19 protein-coding genes and 3 tRNA genes are annotated in these 16160 nt (G+C 66.2%); 12 read left to right on the forward strand and 10 right to left on the reverse strand.

The window, feature by feature from the left end; all coding sequences use genetic code 11:
- Positions 1 to 26: 26 nt before the first annotated feature.
- Positions 27 to 320 (forward strand): MBL fold metallo-hydrolase, encoded by a 294-nt coding sequence (locus tag ACSC1R_RS11135; protein WP_439028709.1) that lies wholly within the window; start codon positions 27 to 29, stop codon positions 318 to 320.
- Positions 321 to 426: 106 nt separating this feature from the next.
- Here ACSC1R_RS11135 and ACSC1R_RS11140 read toward each other — a convergent pair.
- The 6 genes from ACSC1R_RS11140 to ACSC1R_RS11165 all read right to left on the reverse strand — a co-directional run bounded on the left by ACSC1R_RS11140 (position 427) and on the right by ACSC1R_RS11165 (position 2902).
- Positions 427 to 501: transfer RNA gene (locus ACSC1R_RS11140), tRNA-Met, on the reverse strand.
- 100 nt (positions 502 to 601) lie between these two features.
- On the reverse strand, positions 602 to 976 hold the full coding sequence (locus ACSC1R_RS11145) for a CBS domain-containing protein (protein ID WP_439025820.1): 375 nt from the start codon (positions 974 to 976) through the stop codon (positions 602 to 604).
- Positions 977 to 1179: 203 nt separating this feature from the next.
- Positions 1180 to 1254 (reverse strand) — tRNA-Met (locus ACSC1R_RS11150).
- A gap of 205 nt (positions 1255 to 1459) precedes the next feature.
- Positions 1460 to 1534 (reverse strand) — tRNA-Met (locus ACSC1R_RS11155).
- A 116-nt stretch (positions 1535 to 1650) separates the two neighbouring features.
- Positions 1651 to 2127 carry a GtrA family protein gene (locus tag ACSC1R_RS11160; protein WP_439025821.1) on the reverse strand — a complete coding sequence of 159 codons (477 nt, stop codon included), beginning with the start codon at positions 2125 to 2127 and terminating at the stop codon, positions 1651 to 1653.
- A complete protein-coding gene (locus ACSC1R_RS11165; RefSeq protein WP_439025822.1) occupies positions 2120 to 2902 on the reverse strand; it encodes a glycosyltransferase in 783 nt (260 codons plus the stop codon). Before ACSC1R_RS11165 ends, ACSC1R_RS11160 begins: the two co-directional genes overlap by 8 nt.
- A gap of 95 nt (positions 2903 to 2997) precedes the next feature.
- Between ACSC1R_RS11165 and ACSC1R_RS11170 the strand changes: the two genes are divergently transcribed.
- Positions 2998 to 5682 (forward strand): DUF2298 domain-containing protein, encoded by a 2685-nt coding sequence (locus tag ACSC1R_RS11170; RefSeq protein ID WP_439025823.1) that lies wholly within the window; start codon positions 2998 to 3000, stop codon positions 5680 to 5682.
- On the opposite strand, the gene ACSC1R_RS11175 is transcribed toward ACSC1R_RS11170, so the two are convergent.
- Complete coding sequence (locus ACSC1R_RS11175; protein WP_439025824.1) at positions 5654 to 5923, reverse strand: HAH_0734 family protein; 270 nt, start codon at positions 5921 to 5923, stop codon at positions 5654 to 5656. The two genes, ACSC1R_RS11170 and ACSC1R_RS11175, sit on opposite strands and share 29 nt — an antisense overlap.
- Positions 5924 to 6064: 141 nt before the next feature.
- On the opposite strand from ACSC1R_RS11175, the gene ACSC1R_RS11180 reads away from it, so the two are divergent.
- The 6 genes from ACSC1R_RS11180 to ACSC1R_RS11205 all read left to right on the forward strand — a co-directional run bounded on the left by ACSC1R_RS11180 (position 6065) and on the right by ACSC1R_RS11205 (position 9728).
- Positions 6065 to 7447: a hypothetical protein gene (locus ACSC1R_RS11180; protein WP_439025825.1), complete on the forward strand. Its 1383-nt coding sequence runs from the start codon at positions 6065 to 6067 to the stop codon at positions 7445 to 7447.
- Between the two features lie 80 nt (positions 7448 to 7527).
- Positions 7528 to 7809, forward strand: coding sequence for a 50S ribosomal protein L44e (locus ACSC1R_RS11185; protein WP_261650719.1), 282 nt, complete (start codon positions 7528 to 7530; stop codon positions 7807 to 7809).
- 5 nt (positions 7810 to 7814) lie between these two features.
- On the forward strand, positions 7815 to 7988 hold the full coding sequence (locus tag ACSC1R_RS11190; protein ID WP_261650720.1) for a 30S ribosomal protein S27e: 174 nt from the start codon (positions 7815 to 7817) through the stop codon (positions 7986 to 7988).
- Positions 7985 to 8785: a translation initiation factor IF-2 subunit alpha gene (locus tag ACSC1R_RS11195; protein WP_439025826.1), complete on the forward strand. Its 801-nt coding sequence runs from the start codon at positions 7985 to 7987 to the stop codon at positions 8783 to 8785. Before ACSC1R_RS11190 ends, ACSC1R_RS11195 begins: the two co-directional genes overlap by 4 nt.
- Positions 8782 to 8964 carry an RNA-protein complex protein Nop10 gene (locus tag ACSC1R_RS11200; protein ID WP_439025827.1) on the forward strand — a complete coding sequence of 61 codons (183 nt, stop codon included), beginning with the start codon at positions 8782 to 8784 and terminating at the stop codon, positions 8962 to 8964. Before ACSC1R_RS11195 ends, ACSC1R_RS11200 begins: the two co-directional genes overlap by 4 nt.
- Positions 8965 to 8969: 5 nt before the next feature.
- A complete protein-coding gene (locus tag ACSC1R_RS11205) occupies positions 8970 to 9728 on the forward strand; it encodes a proteasome assembly chaperone family protein (protein WP_439025828.1) in 759 nt (252 codons plus the stop codon).
- Positions 9729 to 9758: 30 nt separating this feature from the next.
- On the opposite strand, the gene ACSC1R_RS11210 is transcribed toward ACSC1R_RS11205, so the two are convergent.
- Both ACSC1R_RS11210 and ACSC1R_RS11215 read right to left on the reverse strand, forming a co-directional pair.
- Positions 9759 to 10049, reverse strand: a complete 291-nt coding sequence (locus ACSC1R_RS11210) for a hypothetical protein (RefSeq protein ID WP_439025829.1) — start codon at positions 10047 to 10049, stop codon at positions 9759 to 9761.
- A gap of 54 nt (positions 10050 to 10103) precedes the next feature.
- A complete protein-coding gene (locus ACSC1R_RS11215) occupies positions 10104 to 11060 on the reverse strand; it encodes an alpha/beta fold hydrolase (protein ID WP_439025830.1) in 957 nt (318 codons plus the stop codon).
- A 112-nt stretch (positions 11061 to 11172) separates the two neighbouring features.
- Here ACSC1R_RS11215 and ACSC1R_RS11220 point away from each other — a divergent pair, with 112 nt between their 5' ends.
- The 3 genes from ACSC1R_RS11220 (at position 11173) to ACSC1R_RS11230 (ending at position 13526) form a co-directional block, all read left to right on the forward strand.
- A complete protein-coding gene (locus ACSC1R_RS11220; protein ID WP_439028710.1) occupies positions 11173 to 11772 on the forward strand; it encodes a J domain-containing protein in 600 nt (199 codons plus the stop codon).
- A gap of 115 nt (positions 11773 to 11887) precedes the next feature.
- Positions 11888 to 12835 (forward strand): archaeosortase A, encoded by a 948-nt coding sequence (artA, locus tag ACSC1R_RS11225; RefSeq protein WP_439025831.1) that lies wholly within the window; start codon positions 11888 to 11890, stop codon positions 12833 to 12835.
- Positions 12822 to 13526 (forward strand): metallophosphoesterase, encoded by a 705-nt coding sequence (locus ACSC1R_RS11230; protein WP_439025832.1) that lies wholly within the window; start codon positions 12822 to 12824, stop codon positions 13524 to 13526. The genes artA and ACSC1R_RS11230 overlap by 14 nt, the downstream gene beginning before the upstream one ends.
- An 18-nt stretch (positions 13527 to 13544) precedes the next feature.
- Here the strand turns inward: ACSC1R_RS11230 and ACSC1R_RS11235 are convergent, their stop codons facing one another.
- Positions 13545 to 14828: an NAD(P)/FAD-dependent oxidoreductase gene (locus ACSC1R_RS11235; RefSeq protein WP_439025833.1), complete on the reverse strand. Its 1284-nt coding sequence runs from the start codon at positions 14826 to 14828 to the stop codon at positions 13545 to 13547.
- Positions 14829 to 14935: 107 nt separating this feature from the next.
- On the opposite strand from ACSC1R_RS11235, the gene ACSC1R_RS11240 reads away from it, so the two are divergent.
- Positions 14936 to 16135, forward strand: coding sequence for a threonine synthase (locus tag ACSC1R_RS11240; protein WP_439025834.1), 1200 nt, complete (start codon positions 14936 to 14938; stop codon positions 16133 to 16135).
- The last annotated feature ends 25 nt before the right edge of the window (positions 16136 to 16160 follow it).

A 16160-nucleotide genomic window follows, 5' to 3' on the forward strand; every position in this document is an offset into this window, starting at 1 on the left:
TCGATGCCTTGCCGTTGACACTCGAGGTGCAGGACCCGGAACTGCTCGACGCGGCGCTCGCGTCAGCCGGGTTCGACTGGGGCGACAACTGGGCAGTGGTCCTGACGCACCAGAATATCGACCACGTCGGCGGTCTCACGGCAGTCCTCGAGCATCCCGGCCCCGTCGTGTTCACGCCCCTGCCCACATCGCACTCTACTTCGAGGAGGCATCACTGCTCGTCACGGCCGACGCCCTTCACGCTCCCGATCGCCGAACTCACGACTCGTTCGACTACGTCTCACTCGCCGGTCGAGTTCGGCAGAAGTAGCGGGAGGTAGATTTGAACTACCTCACTCCGCTCCGTTCGTGAGTTCAAACTACCGTGACAGAATTTGGGACTCTCGGTGTCGTCGCTTCGCTCCTCGTCGTTGTTCGTCGCAGAAGTAGCGGGAGGTAGATTTGAACTACCGATCTGCGGGTTATGAGCCCGCCGGAATCTCCTGGCTATCCCATCCCGCTACCAACACGTAGCCCGGTCCAACAGTTAAGGGTTGTGAGTTAGAAGTCGACTCCGTCAGGGACATTCGTGACGGTTGGGCCCTCGAACCACGCCGACTCGTCACGAGATATGTGCAGTGACGTCGGTCGAAGAGATCATCCCGACGTAGTCGTCGTCGACCACCGGAAGGTGCTTGATGCCGTACGTGGTCATCATCGCGGCGACCTCCTCCATGTAGAGGTCGGGTGCCGCGGTCTCGACGTCGGTCGTCATCACGTCGGACACTTTCAACTCGGTGACGTCTCTGCCCGCTGCGACAGCGTCGAGTACGTCCGTACTGCTGATGATGGCGCGTGGCGTGGTCGGGACGACCAGTGCGTTGAAGTCGTGCTCCCGCATCACCTTCGCTGCTTCCATCACCGTCGCGTCTGCTGGAATCGTCTCCAGTGGCGTGGACATTACGTCCTCGACGGTCGGTCTGTCCTCAGGACTCATGGCACCACCAACGGCTTTGGACACCAAGGGAGTTTCCCCGGAGTCAACAAGTGCCGCCTACCAGTCGCGTGCGCCAGCAATAGTGGGGGAAGATTCGAACTACCTCACTCCGTCCCGCTTCGTTCGTGAGTTCAAACGACCGTGACCGAAGATGGGACTCACGGAGTCGTCGCTTCGCTCCTCGTCGTTGTTCGTCGCAGAAGTAGCGGGAGGTAGATTTGAACTACCGATCTGCGGGTTATGAGCCCGCCGGAATCTCCTGGCTATCCCATCCCGCTACCCACACGTACCTCGGTCCAACAGTTAAGGGTTGTGAGTTGGAGGCCGTCTCCCTCAGGGACATTCGTGTCGCTGGCGAGGCGTGGTCCCGAAGCGACGACACGAGCTCCAACTCTCTCGACAGCGGTGCCCGATAGAAGTCTGGTCGATTCGAGATAACCAGAGCGACAGACGTCTCGCTCTCCTCGTTGTTCGTCGCAGAAGTAGCGGGAGGTAGATTTGAACTACCGATCTGCGGGTTATGAGCCCGCCGGAATCTCCTGGCTATCCCATCCCGCTACCCACACGTAACCGGGTGCTCTAGTTAAGGGTTGTGATTACGACGCCGTGTGTGAGTTTCTGCCTGCCGCTGTGGGTCGATTCCTGGCGCTCGTGCCTGGAAAGATACACCCGTCTCACTCGTGCTGGACGCGCCACGTGAACAGGCTCTCGGCGACGTAGTTCACGACCATGCCGACGCCGATACCGGTGACCTTCGCGACGACGAACCAGCCGTCGACGCCGAAGACGGTGAGGTCGACCGCGAGGACGCGGAAGACGAACCGGAAGGTCGCGAGCTGGACGAGGATGCCGCCAGCCCTGACGACGTTCGACCGGGCGAGCCGACGGAGCGTCGGGAGGACGCCGCCGGTGCCGTGCTCCGAGAACGTCCAGTTGTCGTTGAGCAGGAACATGACGACGACGGCGACCTCGATGCCGACGAAGACGGCGAGTTCGGGAAACACGCCGAGTTCGCTGAGGACGGTCGCGGTCGTCACGTCGAACATCGCACCGACGACGCCAACCGAGGCGAACTTGCCGAAGCGGACGCCGGAGGTCAGCGAGTCGACGTGGGTGTCGACGCTATCGCGGAGTCCCTCGTCGTCACTCATCGGACTCCCTGGCGAGGCTGTCCACCAGCGGGTTGCTGTTCGAGCGCCGGTTCGAGATGAACGAGTGGAGTCTGTCCCCGGTGAGCCGCTTCGCGCGATGTCGCGACTTCACGAGCGAGACTGCGAGTTCGACGGTCGTCCCGACGGGCGAGACGGTCGACTCGGGCTGGTCCTCCCACGTGACCGGGACCTCTGCGATGCGGTAGCCGCGGGCGTTCGTCATCGCGATGAGTTCGAGGTCCCACGCGAACCCGGGCTCGTACAGGTGGCTTCGCACCTGGTCCCAGGCCTCGCGGTCGATTGCTTTCGCACCACACTGGAAGTCGTACAGGTTCACGTCGAGGAGTGTCCGCGCGAGGAAGGCGAACCCGTCGCCGAGGTAGCGACGGGCGACCGTCTGGTGTGACCGGACGTCGGCGTCGGGGTGGCGTCGGGAGCCGACGGCGAGGGCGGCGCGGGCGGCGACGACGGGTTCGACCACGTCCGCGATGGAGTCGGCGGGGGTCGCCCCATCCGCGTCGGCGAACGCGAGCACGTCTGTGTCGAGGTGCTCGAAGCCGCAGGTGATGGCCGCGCCCTTCCCGCGCCGCGCGTCGACGGCGTGGACGGTACAGGGCGCGTCTTCGAGTGCGGCGAGCGTCTCGCTATCGGGCGCGTCGAGTTCGACGTGGAGCGCGTCGGGGTCCAGTCGGTCTTCGAGGGCGGACAGGTAGTCGACGAGTCTGTCGACAACGGGGTCGTAGGCGGGGACGACGACTCCGACTGACCGTTGCATTACTTCGTGAAGCATCGCTCGGGAGAGTAAAAGGGTTCGCTTCCCGCCCGCCCGAAGGGAAAAGTCCTTAGCCGACGCCGCCTCGTATCACCGGTATGGAATATGGGCTGGTCGTCCTCTGGCTCGCGGCGATGGTCGGGTTGACCGTCGTCGCCGCCCCGCTCTCCGCGCTCCTCTTTTCGCCCCTGTCGGACCGCGGTGGAACCCTCGCCCTCCCGCTCGCACTCGCCGCGCTCGGCGTCACGAGCTACTGGGTCGGTCAGGTCGCGTTCGGCTGGCCCGGCATCGTCGCGACGTTGCTCGTCCTCGGCGGCGGGTCCGCGTTCGCGTTCTCGCGCGGCATCGACCCCGACTGGCGGCGGGTCGGACTGGGCCTCGGCGTGTTCGTCCTCGGATTCGGCCTCGTCGTCCTCATCCGAAACGCACAGCCCGCAATCGTCGCCGGCGGCGGAGAGAAGTACCTCGACTTCGGCCTGTTGAAGACGCTCTTGCGGTCGTCCAGTCTCCCGCCGGAGGACTTCTGGTACGCCGGCGACCGCGTGCAGTACTACTACGGCGGACACCTCGTCAGCGCCCAGTTAACGACTCTCACTGGCATCCAGGCGCGGTACGCGTACAACCTCGCGCTCGCGACGTTCTACGGGGCACTCGTCACGGGCGCGTTCGGCCTCGCCTGGAATATCGCCGCCGAACGCGACCTGCCGCGACTCGCGGCCGGTGGCCTGGCGCTCTTTTTCGTCGGCTTCGCGAGCAACCTCACCCCGCTCGCGCGAGTGGTCGTCTGGCTGCTCCCGTCGAGCATGAAGACGCCCCTCGACCTGGCCCCGAATCGACCGGGACCGGAGGCGGTGAAGGCCTTCGGCGTCGAGTGGCGTAATCTCGCACTCGGCCCCGACGACTTCTTCTACTGGCCCGCCTCGCGGGTCATCCCGGGAACCATCAACGAGTTCCCGCTGTTCTCGTTCCTCAACGGTGACCTGCACGCGCACATGACGAGCACGCACCTGCTCTTGCTCGCGGCAGCCGTCGGGTTCGCGTACTGGCTCACGCCCCCTGTACAGGTCTGGCGACGGCGGTTCTACCTGTTCGTGTGCGCGCCCGTCCTCGCCGGGTGGCTCGCCATCGTGAACACGTGGAGCTACCCCTCGGTCGCGGGCGTGACCACGCTCGCGGTCCTCTTCGCGGGTCCGCACCCAGCGAGCGTGTTCCCGACCCGCATCTGGGACCGCGTCGAGAGCGCCATCGAAGACGCGCCGGTCGCGGCCGAGGCAAGCCGCCTGCTCGCCGCCGGAACCGTCGGTGTCGCCGTCGGTGTCGGCGGTTTCCTGTTCGCGCTTCCGTTCTTCAGCGGCGCGACGAGCGGCCAGTCGCTCGCGTTCCTCCCGGACCGAAGTGGCCTCGCCGGGTTACTCCTCGTTCACGGGGCGTTCTTGCTCGTGACGGTCGCGTTCCTCGCGCCCCGAATCTCGCCGGGGCGGTCGTTCGACCTCGGCTTCGGCGTCCCGGTCGCCGTCCTCGCGCTGGCGGCAGTGGGGAACGCAGTCGTCGGCTGGGTGGCGATTCCGACCGTCGCCGTCGCCCTGGTCGGGGTTGCTGCACTCACCCAACTCCGTGACGGCGACCTCGTCCCGGGCGCGGTCCTGTTCGGCCTCGCGGTCGTCCTCGCGCTCGCGACGGGGCCGACCATGCAACGACTCGGTATCTACGGCGCGACCCTGCTCGTCGGCGTCGGCGCGGTCGTCGCGGACCTCGACGAGGAGACGCGGGTCGTCGCGCTCACCGGGGTCGGCTTCGCGGTGTTCGCCGGGGTCGCCTGGCTCCTCGACGCGGTCGTCCTCGCGGTCGTCACCCCGGCACTCGTGCTCGGGTGGATGCTGCTCCGCCTCGACCGCGACCTCGGCTACGAGACGGTCCTCGTCGTCGCAGCCATCGGGCTGGTCACGATGGTCGAGTTCGTCTACGTCTCCGAACGGGCCGGGAGCGGCCGGTTCAACACGGTGTTCAAGTTCTACATGCAGGTGTGGATACTCTGGGGCACCGCGGTCGGTGTCATGCTGACAGACGTGGTAGCGCGACAGTGGCCCGACTGGAGCATCGGCGACCGGCTGGCTGCCCGCCGTGGGCGGGAAGCGGCCCAGATATACCGGGTCGGGGCGGTCGCGTTCGCGGCCGTGCTCGTCTGCTCTACGGCCATCTACGGCGGCCTGGCGCTCTCGTCGCACTTCGAGGGGCACGACGCGAACACGCTCGATGGCAAGCAGTGGACTCAGGACAACTTCCCCGACCAGTACGCTGCCATCGAGTGGCTGGACGCGAAGGCGGGCCGACCGGTAGTGGTCGAACGACCGACGACTGTCCACCTCTACAGCATCAACACGCCATCGACGCCACTGGTGAGCGGCGTGTCGAGTCTCACCGGGCTCCCGACCATCGCGGGCTGGGGGCACGCCTCGAACTACCACACCGAGGCGGGGTGGCAAGAACGGATGGCCGAAGTCCAAGCGGTGTACGAGGGGACCGCGGTATACGAGGGCGAGACGAAGACCCGCGGCGGTGTGCTGGCGAAGTACGACGTGCAGTACGTCTACGTCGGGCCACACGAGCGCGAGCACTACGACGTGTCATCGCTCCGTGACGAACCGGGTATCAGCGTCGCAAAGCAGTTCGACGACGTTGTCGTCTACCGCGTCGACCAGTCGGCGGTCGACGCTGGGAACGGAGAGACCGACTCCGAGGAAAGAGACCGACCGTTCAGACCGAGAGCTTCCCCTTCGCCTTGATGACGTCGACCGTCTCGGCGTCGACGCGGTCGACCTCGAGGTGGTGTGGGATGTAGTTCCGCTCTTCGAAGTCCTGTTTCTCGGATTCGTCGCCGACGATGCACCACAGCTGGACCTCGTCGGGACCGTGCCACTCGCCGTTGCGGCTGATGGAGAAACACCGGACCTCCTCCCCACCGTCGTAGCTGATGATGGCGTCCTTGCGGATGCCGGGGTCCCCGTGGATGATGAGGCGCTTCATAGCCGGGCGTTTGCACACCGTCCAATTAAGCGTATCGAAGCCTCCGGTCCCGCCGGGTCGTGTCACGCCATATATTGTTCTTGATTGAATAGTACAATTAATGTGGGGTCGTGACTAATCGTGGATAACCAGGGGCAGGGTATGCGACTCACAGACACACTGAGCAACACGTCGGCAGTATCACAGGACGACGTCCACGTCGAGAAGGGCATCGAACCGGGCGACAACAGGATGACCGTCCACTATCGGATACGGTCGGACCGGACCGATGCGGTCGCGGTTCGGCTGGTCGAGCGGCTCGGGAGCGGATTCCCCGTCGAAGTGTTGAACCTCGACGGAACGGGCCACGGAGACTGGCTACTCGAAGACGGCGGCAGCCGGGTCGCACTGGTCGACATCCTCGACGGCGGCGAGCACGTGACGACGAGCTACGTCGTCCACAGCGACGACCCTGACGCGGTCGAAGCAGTGTTCGAGCCGCCGGCCATCGACATGATAGACCCGGTCGACGCATCCGAAGCAGCGGACGCCCCCGAAACGGCGGATTCACCCGAAGAGACGGACGCCATCGAAGCCGCGACTCCACCAGAAGCAACGGGCTCGTCCGGAGCGACCGGTGCACCAGGGTCGACGAGGGGGTCCGCCCCGGCGAACCCCCCGGATTCGGTGCGCTCGACGACCGGGACCGACGAGGCGGGTATCGCCGCCGAGGTCGACGAAGCGGCAGTCGTCGACGCGCTCGTCGCCGCCCTCGACGCGGGAGCGGTCGAGCGCGACCAGCTGGCGGTCCTTCGCGAACACCTCGCTCCACCGGTCTCACGGAGCGACGAGGTTCGATTCCGGCACCTGCAGTCGCGACTGGAGGACTTCACCGCGTACGCGGACGGGCTGGAGGCACTCATCGACGAACACGGCACCGCGAGCGACATCGTCGTCGAACTCAAAGCCAGCATCGCCCGGGTCCGCGACGACCTCGGGGCGGCGACCGACCGACTCGAGGACGCGAGTGCGGGACACCCCGACGTCGCGGCCCGGTTCGACGCCGTCGAGAACCGGGTAGGGACCGTCGCGAATCGCCTCGAAACGGTCGAGGACCGGTTACAGACGGTCGACGGGCGGCTGGCGACGGTCGACGACCGTCTCGACGGTGTGGGCGGCGCACTCGACCGTGTCGACGACCGATTCGAGGCGCTCAATGGCCGGTTCGACGCGCTCGACGACCGACTGGACACGATGGACGGGCGGCTCGACAGTCTCGCGACAGACCTGGACGCGGTTCGTTCGTCGGTCGAGACCGTCGACGACGACCTGAACGAGTCGACCACCGCGCTGGCCCAGGAACTCGACGAGGTGGACGACCGACTGGACGACCTCGCGGCGGACCTGTCCGAGACCGAGGCATGGCGCGACCAGCTCGGCGAGGTGTTCAAGGGGCGCGTTCCGGAAGCCGACAGGGCGGAGGCGGGGGACGAGGAGACGCGTGACGGGACGGCCGACGACGGGGAGTCAGAGCCGACCGAGTGAAACCCACACACGGCCCCGCCCGGACCGAACCAAATGCGTTTTAAAGGACCGTGGCCAAATCGACCGTAAGGCCGATATCTATGCAGATGCCCCGACGCTTCAACACGTACTGCCCACATTGTAACGAACACCACGAGCACGAAGTGGAGAAAGTCCGCACCGGTCGCACGACCGGGATGAAGAAGGACCAGCGCAAGCAGCGCGAAGGGAAGAAGACCATCGGTAACGCTGGTCGCTTCTCGAAGGTCCCCGGTGGCGACAAGCCCACCAAGAAGACGGACCTGAAGTACCGCTGCGGCGAGTGCGGCAAAGCACACCTGCGCCAGGGATGGCGAACAGGCCGACTCGAGTTCCAGGAGTGAGACACATGGCAGGAAGTTTCTACAACGTCAAGTGCAGCGATTGTGAGAACGAACAGGTCGTGTTCGGGAAAGCCTCGACCGTCGTCAACTGCGCGGTCTGTGGCACGACGCTCGCGACGCCGACCGGCGGCAAGGCCGAGATTCCCCACGACATCATCGAGACGGTCGAATCACGATGAAGTACAGCGGCTGGCCCGACTCCGGTGAACTCGTCGTCGGCAAGGTCGACGAGATCGAGAACTTCGGCGTCTTCGTCGACCTCGAGGAGTACGAGGACAAGCGTGGCCTCGTCCACATCAGCGAGGTCGCCAGCGGATGGATCAAGAACGTCCGCGACCACGTCCGTGAGGGCCAGACCGTCGTCTGCAAGGTACTCGACGTCGACGAGGACTCCCAGCAGATAGACCTCTCCATCAAGGACGTCAACAACCACCAGCGCTCCGATAAGATTCAGGAGTGGAAGAACGAACAGAAGGCCGACAACTGGATGCTGCTGGCGTTCGGCGAGGACGTGAGCGACGAGCAGTACGCGGCGGTCGCGAACGAACTCCTCGACGAGTACGGCAGTCTCTACGAGGGGTTCGAACAGGCAGCGATCCACGGCCCCGCCGCGCTCGAGAACACCGACCTGACCGACGAGGAGGTCGAGAAGGTCGTCGGGACGGCACGCGAGAACGTCTCCGTCCCGTACGTCAACGTCACTGGCTACATCGACCTTCGGTGTCCCAACCCTGACGGTGTCGACGACGTGAAAGAGGCCCTGAAGGCCGCCGAAGGGAACGGCGAGGTCCCCGACGAGGTCGAACTCAGTGTGACCTACGTCGGGTCGCCGGAGTACCGCATCAAGGTCAAGGCGCCCAACTACAAGACGGCCGAATCCGAGTTGGAAGAGGCTGCAGCGCGCGCCAGAGCGGAGATCGAGAGCCGTGGCGGCACGGGCGAGTACCACCGCGAGCGACGGTCCGACGACGAATGAAATCCGACATCCGGGTGTGTTCGGCGTGGCACGACCGCCACGAACGCCCGGTGTACACGCTTTCTGACGCCTGTCCCGACTGCGGAGCCGACGCCGTCAACAGCGCACCAGCCCCGTTCGACCCGGCAGACCCCTACGGCGAGTACCGACGCGCTCTTAAGCGCGCCGCACACGAGTAGGCCGTATGGAACCACTCGACATCGAGCACGTCGCTGAAGCGGAGCTTTCGGACCCGGTGTTCGTCGAGGGACTGCCCGGCGTCGGCCACGTCGGCAAGCTCGCGGCCGAGCACATCCTCGACCAGCACGACGGCGAACTCGTCCGCCGCGTCTACTCGCACGACCTGCCGCCGCAGGTCGACGTCGACGAGGACGGCCTCGCCGAACTCACCCATCTGGAGTTCCACGCGGTCGAGACGGACGGGCGCGACCTGCTCGTCCTGACCGGTGACCACCAGGCCCAGAGCAACGACGGCCACTACCGGCTCGCCTCGGCCGTCCTCGACCTCGCCGAGGAGTTCGGCTGCGAGGAAGCGTACGCCCTCGGTGGCGTCCCGACCGGTGAACTCATCGACGAGTACGCGGTCCTCGGTGCCGCGACGAACGAAGACCTGATCGCGAGTCTCGAAGACCTGGGCGTCGAGTTCCGGGAGGACGAACCCGCGGGCGGCATCGTCGGCGTCTCCGGCCTCGTCCTCGGGCTCGGTCGTCGCCGTGACTTCGACGCGGCCTGTCTGATGGGCGAGACCTCCGGGTACCTCGTCGACCCGAAGAGTGCACAGGCAGTGCTCGAAGTGCTGGAAGAGCGATTCGAGATGGACCTCGACTACGCGTCGCTCGAAGAGCGTGCGGACGAGATGGAAGAAGTCATCGGGAAGATTCAGGAGATGGAACAACAACAGGCGAACGTGCCGAGCGACGACGACCTCCGGTACATCGGATAGCACTCTGGGACAGGGGGGCGTCTCGCCTCGTCACCGGTCCGTCGCTCGCTGGGCGACCAGCGCCGGTTCCGGTTCTCGTTCTCGTCGGTCGTGGACGTACACCGCCAGCAGTGCGAGCCCTGCGGAGAAGACTATCGCCTGGACGAGCAGGCCGTCGACGAGGTGCGTCGTGGCGTACGCCGTCCAGAGGACGGTCCCGACCAGCCCAACACGGATGTCGGTCCACGCCCACGCCCCCCGCTCGTACGCGTACAGACTGTACGTGGCGAAGGCGAGCCAGCACACCAAAAGCAGCGTGTAGAGTTGCGAGGACAGTGTCATCTACCGACGATACGTTCGCGAGGACGATAACGGGAGACGTAACCGCGCGCTCCGTTACCCGAGGAAGGTGCGGAGCCGGTCTTCGACCGCTGCAGGGCGTTCACGCGGCGGCATGTGACCACAGCCGGGGAGGACGAACAGTTCCGCGTCGGGGAGCAGGGCGTGGGCGCGGATCGCCCAGTCGACGGGGACCATCGAGTCGCGTTCACCGTGGACCAGCAGCGTCGGAACGTCGAGGGTCGGGAGGCGGTCGAGGAACGCGGTTCGGAGGCCGGTCGGGGTGACCTCGTGTCGCTGGAAGGCGTGCCACGCCTCGCCAGCGTCGGGACGGCGGAGGGCGACGACGGCGTCGGCGGCGAGGTCGGGGTCGGGGGTGACGGTGATGCTTCGGATGGAGAGTCGCCCGAGGCGGTCACTCTTTCGGAAGGCCCACCAGAGGGCACGGTTCAGCCGGTCGGCGCGGGTGAACCAGTAGGCGAGTCTGCCGCCAGGGACGGTCGTCCCGAGCCCGTAACTGTCGACGAGGACGAGTTTCGACACCCGGTCGGGGTGGTCGGTGGCGAACTGGAGAGCGACGCCGCCACCCATCGAGATGCCGACGAGTGAGACGCGCTCGAGGTCGAGTTCGTCGAGGAACTCGGTCAGGACCTGGGCGTAGTACTGCAGCGAGGGCTGTTCGCTGGCCGGGCCGCTCTTGCCGTACCCCGGCAAGTCCGGGGCGATGACGTGGTAGCTGTCGGCGAGGCCAGGGACGAGGTGACGCCACGAGAGCTGTGCCTCGTCGAGACCGCCGCCGTGGAGGAGGACGACCGGTGCGGCCGTCTCGTCGCCGCTGGAAAGGTAATGGAGACGAACACCTTTCAGGTCGAGGTATCGTGTTCGCGTTCGCAAGAGCGGAGCTGCAGTCACTGGCGTCGACTTCGAGGGCGTGGTGTCAGTCGATTCTGTCGTCGGTTCGGGGGACTGTCTGGTGGTCGCGGGGGTGGTGTGAGAGCGTCGTTCTATATCCATGTGTAGCTGATAGGTTCTCGGCGGAGAAGTCGCTTCCTCCAACGAACTCTTTACCGACCGTGACATACCTTGGTCCGTGGCACCGCCAGTGTTCGACGCCGGGTTCGGATGGATGACGACGCTCCCATCGTGGTTGCTGGCCGGACTCTCGCTGGGAGCGCTCTTCGCAGTGCTCTCTGCGACGATGTTCGTCGCCGGCGAGTACCTCTTCCCGGGACCGGGACGACACGCCCGCGACGGGGACCCGAACGTGTCGAGCGAGGCTCGCCGACGCCGAGAGATTCGCTGGTACCTCGAGGCAATCGGCGAGCAGTTCGTCGAGGACCACCCCGTCGCCGGCGACCGGGTCGCGTTCTACCTGCCGGCCCGAGACGTCGCGGTGACGTTCGACGCCCACGCCTTCTTCCGTATCCAGCAGACCGACACGTACGCCGTGCTCTGCGAACACGAGATGCACGGGCATCACCTGGGCGCGCGCCTCCCGTTCGACGTTCCGGAGATAGACTGGGAAATCGACGAGGACGACGACCACGACGTCATCCAGCAGGCGTTCCAGGCCCTCGGCCTGCCGCCGTCTGCGTCGACCGAGGAGGTACGGTCGGCCTACCGGGAACGCGTCAAGGAAGCGCACCCGGACCACGGCGGGTCGGAGGAATCGTTCAAACAGGTACGCGAGGCGTACACCACGGCGAAAGAACACGCCGCCGACTGAGCCTGGCACTTCGCGGCAGCATCCACCGGAAACCGCAGGCAGAGACGGTAACGCCGGGGTAACCGGTCGACGGAATGGCAACAAGATTTTATGGGTTCTCCCCGTTCACCCGTACATGCTCCCCCTGCCCGCCGCGCTGCCGACGGTGTTCGGTATGCCCGCGACGGACCTGCTCGCGTGGGTCGTCATCGCGGCGTTCCTCGTCGGTGCGGTGTTAGACAGATTCGACCGAACGGTGGCCATCTACTGGCTCGCCGGGACGTGGGTACTGTTCGGTGGGTTCTGGCTCGCCGTCTTCCCGCACTTCGCGTTCGAAGTGCGTAGTTTCGTCGAAGGTGGCCTCGCCCTGTTTGCGGTCCCCGCGTCGGTGTACACCGCCTACCTGCTGTTGCAGGGGCGTGACCGACTCGTCTTGCTCTCGAAGGCCGTCGGCGTGATGGGGCTCATCTACCACCCGACCCAGGCCATCCCGGTCGTCCGGCGCGTGCTCATCGAGCAGGTCGCCTGGCAGACCCTCATGGGCATCCAGTTCCTGGGATACAACCCCGAGTTCACCACCGGTCCCGAGTACGGCTACATGAACAAGTTCGTCTTCTCCGAGTTCGCGACGTACATCGTCTACGCCTGTACCGGTATCGGCTCGATGGCCATCTTCGCTGGACTCATCATCGCCGTGCAGGCACCGCTCCGGCGCAAGCTGAAGTCGTTCGCGCTCGCCATCGGAGTCATCTGGGTGTTGAACCTCGTCCGGAACGTGTTCGTCGCCATCGCGGCCGGCAAGGGCTGGTTCCTGCAGGAACCGGTCGTCCAGTTCGCGGCCCTGGCTGGTGTCGAGAAGAGCCACGCCTCGTTCTGGTTCGCACACAGCGTCCTCTCGCAGATACTCTCCGTGTTCGCCCTCGTGGGCATCACCTGGGGCGTGGTCCACGTCCTGCCCGAACTCCTCGGCGTCCTCGAGGAGGTGCTGTTCGTCGCGACCGGCGAGGAGTACGACCTCGAAGACGCACTCGGCGTGCAGGACCCGGTCCGCGCCGACGGCGGCCAGCCCGATGGCGGCGACTGACCTGCGATTCGCCGACCGGGCGGTGTACCTTCCCGACGCGGATGCACTCGTTTGTGCCGACCTCCACCTCGGCAAGGCACACGCCTCCAGCGTCGACTTTCCGCTGAACGAAGGCCCAGACATGGCGGACCGCCTCGCGGCGTTGCTCGACACGTTCGACCCCGATACGGTCGTCTTCGCCGGAGACGTCCTCCACTCGTTCACCACGGTCCCGGTCCCCGCTCGGAAGGCGCTCGACCAGCTCGTCGACGTGGTGGCTGCCGACGCAGAACTCGTCCTCGTCCGTGGGAACCACGACACGCAACTCGACCGGGTGACGGACCTGTCGGTCCACGACTCGTGTCGACTGGCGGATGGGACCGTCGTCTGCCACGGGCACGAGGAACCAGGAGGTATCGAAGACCCGGTCGACCGGTACGTCGTCGGGCACGACCACCCGACCATCGACGTCGAAGGCAGGACCTACCCGTGCTTTCTGTACGGCCCCGACGCCTACCGCGGGAGCGACGTGCTCGTGCTCCCGTCGTTCACGACGCTGGCAGCCGGGATGACCGTCAACCGGATGCGGGGGTCGGACTTCCAGACGCCGTTCGTCTCGCACCCCGACCGGTTCCAGCCCGTCGTCCGGGACGAAGCCGGTGGGGAGACGCTTCGGTTCCCGCCGCTGGGCGAGTTCAGGCGATTGCTCTGAGCGAGCCAGGGAGACGGCTTACTGCAGGTCGTCACGGACGGCGTCGGCCGCTACCTTCCCGCTCTCCAGTGCGCCCTGAATCGACGACCACCGGGTGTAGTCGCCCGCGAGGTAGACTGGGCCGGTCGGGTCACGGACGTTCGGAAGCGAGTCCGAAAAGCCCGGCGGCTGCTGGAACTGCGCGAACTGGATGCGGTCGGTGTGGCGGAGTTCGAAGCTGGAGAACTGGCGTTCGGGGTACCACGACGCCAGCGTGTCGTGAGCCAGCACCGCGAGTTCCTCGTCGGTCTCCTCGCGCTCGCCGAGGAAGGTCGCGCTCAGGAGCCGCGTCCCGTCGGGGGCGTACTCGGGCGCGACGATGGTGTGGTCGACGAGCTGGTTGGGAGCGTCCGACTCGGCGTTGAGCATGAGGCGTTTCCCGGCGTCGAGTTCCCCGGTGTCCTCCATCGCGTACCACTGGGTGACACAGCTGTTGGCCGCGGTCGGAATGGCGTCGACACCGGTGAGTGCGTGGGCTTCGGCCGGGTCGGTCGCGACGACGACGGCGTCGGCCGTGACGGTCTCGCCACCGAGGTCGACGGTCGCACCGTCTCCTTCGACGTCACCCGCCGCGTGGACGGCTTCGACCGACCGGCCGGTTTCGACCGTCACGCCGGCGGCGGCGGCGCGGTCCGCGAGCTGGGCGGTGATGGCTCCCATCCCGCCGGCTGGGACGACCGTCTTGCCCGCCGAGAGCATCTTGAACGTGTACTCGAACACGCGCTTCGAGGTCGCCAGCGAGCGGTCGAGCGTGATACCGCCGTAGAAGGGCGCGGCGAAGTTCTCGACGTACTTCCGGGAGAAGCCACGCGACTCGAGGTACTCCCGGATGGACATATCCGGGCCCTGGAAGATGCCCTCGGTCGAACGGTTGGTCAACTCGCGCTTGAGTCGGAGGGTGTTGAGTTTGTCCGTGACCGTCACGTCACGGTTGAAGATGGACTCCGTGAGCGACCCGGGGTCACGGAACGGGTCCGAGAGGATAGAGCGATGACCCTCGCGACAGATGCAGGCCCCGGGCGTGAATTTGCGGAGGTCGAGTGCCTCGTAGTCGAGTTCGCGCTGTGCGGCCGGGTACGCGGTGAACAGCACCTGGAACCCCCGGTCGTAGGTGAAGCCGTCCTCGCGGGTCGACCGGACACGGCCACCCACGGTCTCAGCCCGTTCGAACAGACGCACCTCGACACCAGCGTCGGCGAGGTGACGAGCCGCCACCAGTCCGGCGAGCCCGCCCCCGACCACGATGACCTCTTCGTCTTCCATACGGACCCTATGACGGTGGGGGTGAAAACCCCCGGGCCCTCGGCATTTTGGCCGTTGACGAGCGGTCGATGAACAGCGATTAGTCCCCGCCCGCCCAAGCCTGGTCTATGGAGACGACCGACGCCTTCGTCGGACTCGACTGTGTGTCGTGTGGCGAGCGCTTCGACGCCGACGCGGCCACCCACCGGTGCCCCGACTGTGGCGGCATCCTCGACCCGGCGTACGACTACGACTCGCTCGAACTCTGGCGCGAAGACATCGCGGCTCGGCGCTTCGACTCGATGTGGCGCTACGAGGAACTGCTCCCGTTCCCGCGCTCAGCCGCCGTCTCGATGGACGAGGGGGCAACACCCCTCGTGGCCTGTCCAGACCTCGCGGACGAACTCGGCGTCGGGCAGGTGTTCATCAAGGACGAAGGACGCAACCCGACGGGGACGTTCAAGGACCGGGGCCAGACGGTCGCCGTCACGGCAGCGGTCCAGCACGACGCGACCGACGTCGCGCTCGCGTCGGCGGGTAACGCCGGGCAGGCCGCCGCGGCGTACGCGGCCCGCGCGGACCTCGACTCGCACGTCTTCCTTCCGGCCCGCGCCGGCTTCACGAACAAGGCGATGGTGAACGTCCACGGCGGCGACATGACCGTCGTCGGGGGCCGCATCTCGGACGCGGGCGCGGCCTACGAGGATGCCATGGCCGACCCGGAGAACGAACACTGGTACTCGCTCCAGACGTTCCAGACGCCGTACCGCCACGAGGGCAAGAAGACGATGTACTACGAGGTCGTCGAGCAACTCGACTGGGAGGTCCCCGACGCGGTGGTCTACCCGACCGGCGGCGGCGTGGGTCTCATCGGGATGTACAAGGCGGCGACCGAGTTCCGCGACCTCGACCTCACCGACGACGTGCCCGGTTTCTACGCTGCCCAGGCAGAGGGGTGTGCACCCATCGTCACCGCGTTCGAGGAGGGCCGCGACGTCCACGAACCGTGGCAGCATCCCGACACCATCTGCGGCGGCATCGAGATTCCGGACCCCGGCGCGAGCCCGTGGATTCTGGAGGCGATTCGGGAGTCCAACGGCGGCGCGGTCGCCACCAGCGACCCCGAGATTCTCGACTCGGCTATCACCGTCGCCCAGAACGAGGGGCTCGAGATGGGTGCGACCTGTGCTGCGGCAGCCTCCGGCGCGTGGGAACTCGCCCAGCGCGGCGAGTTCGACGAGGACGACACCATCGTCCTCATGAACACCGGCACCGGGAACAAGGACGACGACGTCCTGCGTTCACACCTGATGGGCAAGGGCATCTGAGCCGTCTCGGTGGCGGACAGAACTT

Origin of the sequence: Haloarchaeobius ordinarius, from assembly GCF_051801355.1 — an archaeon.
Lineage (GTDB): Archaea > Halobacteriota > Halobacteria > Halobacteriales > Natrialbaceae > Haloarchaeobius.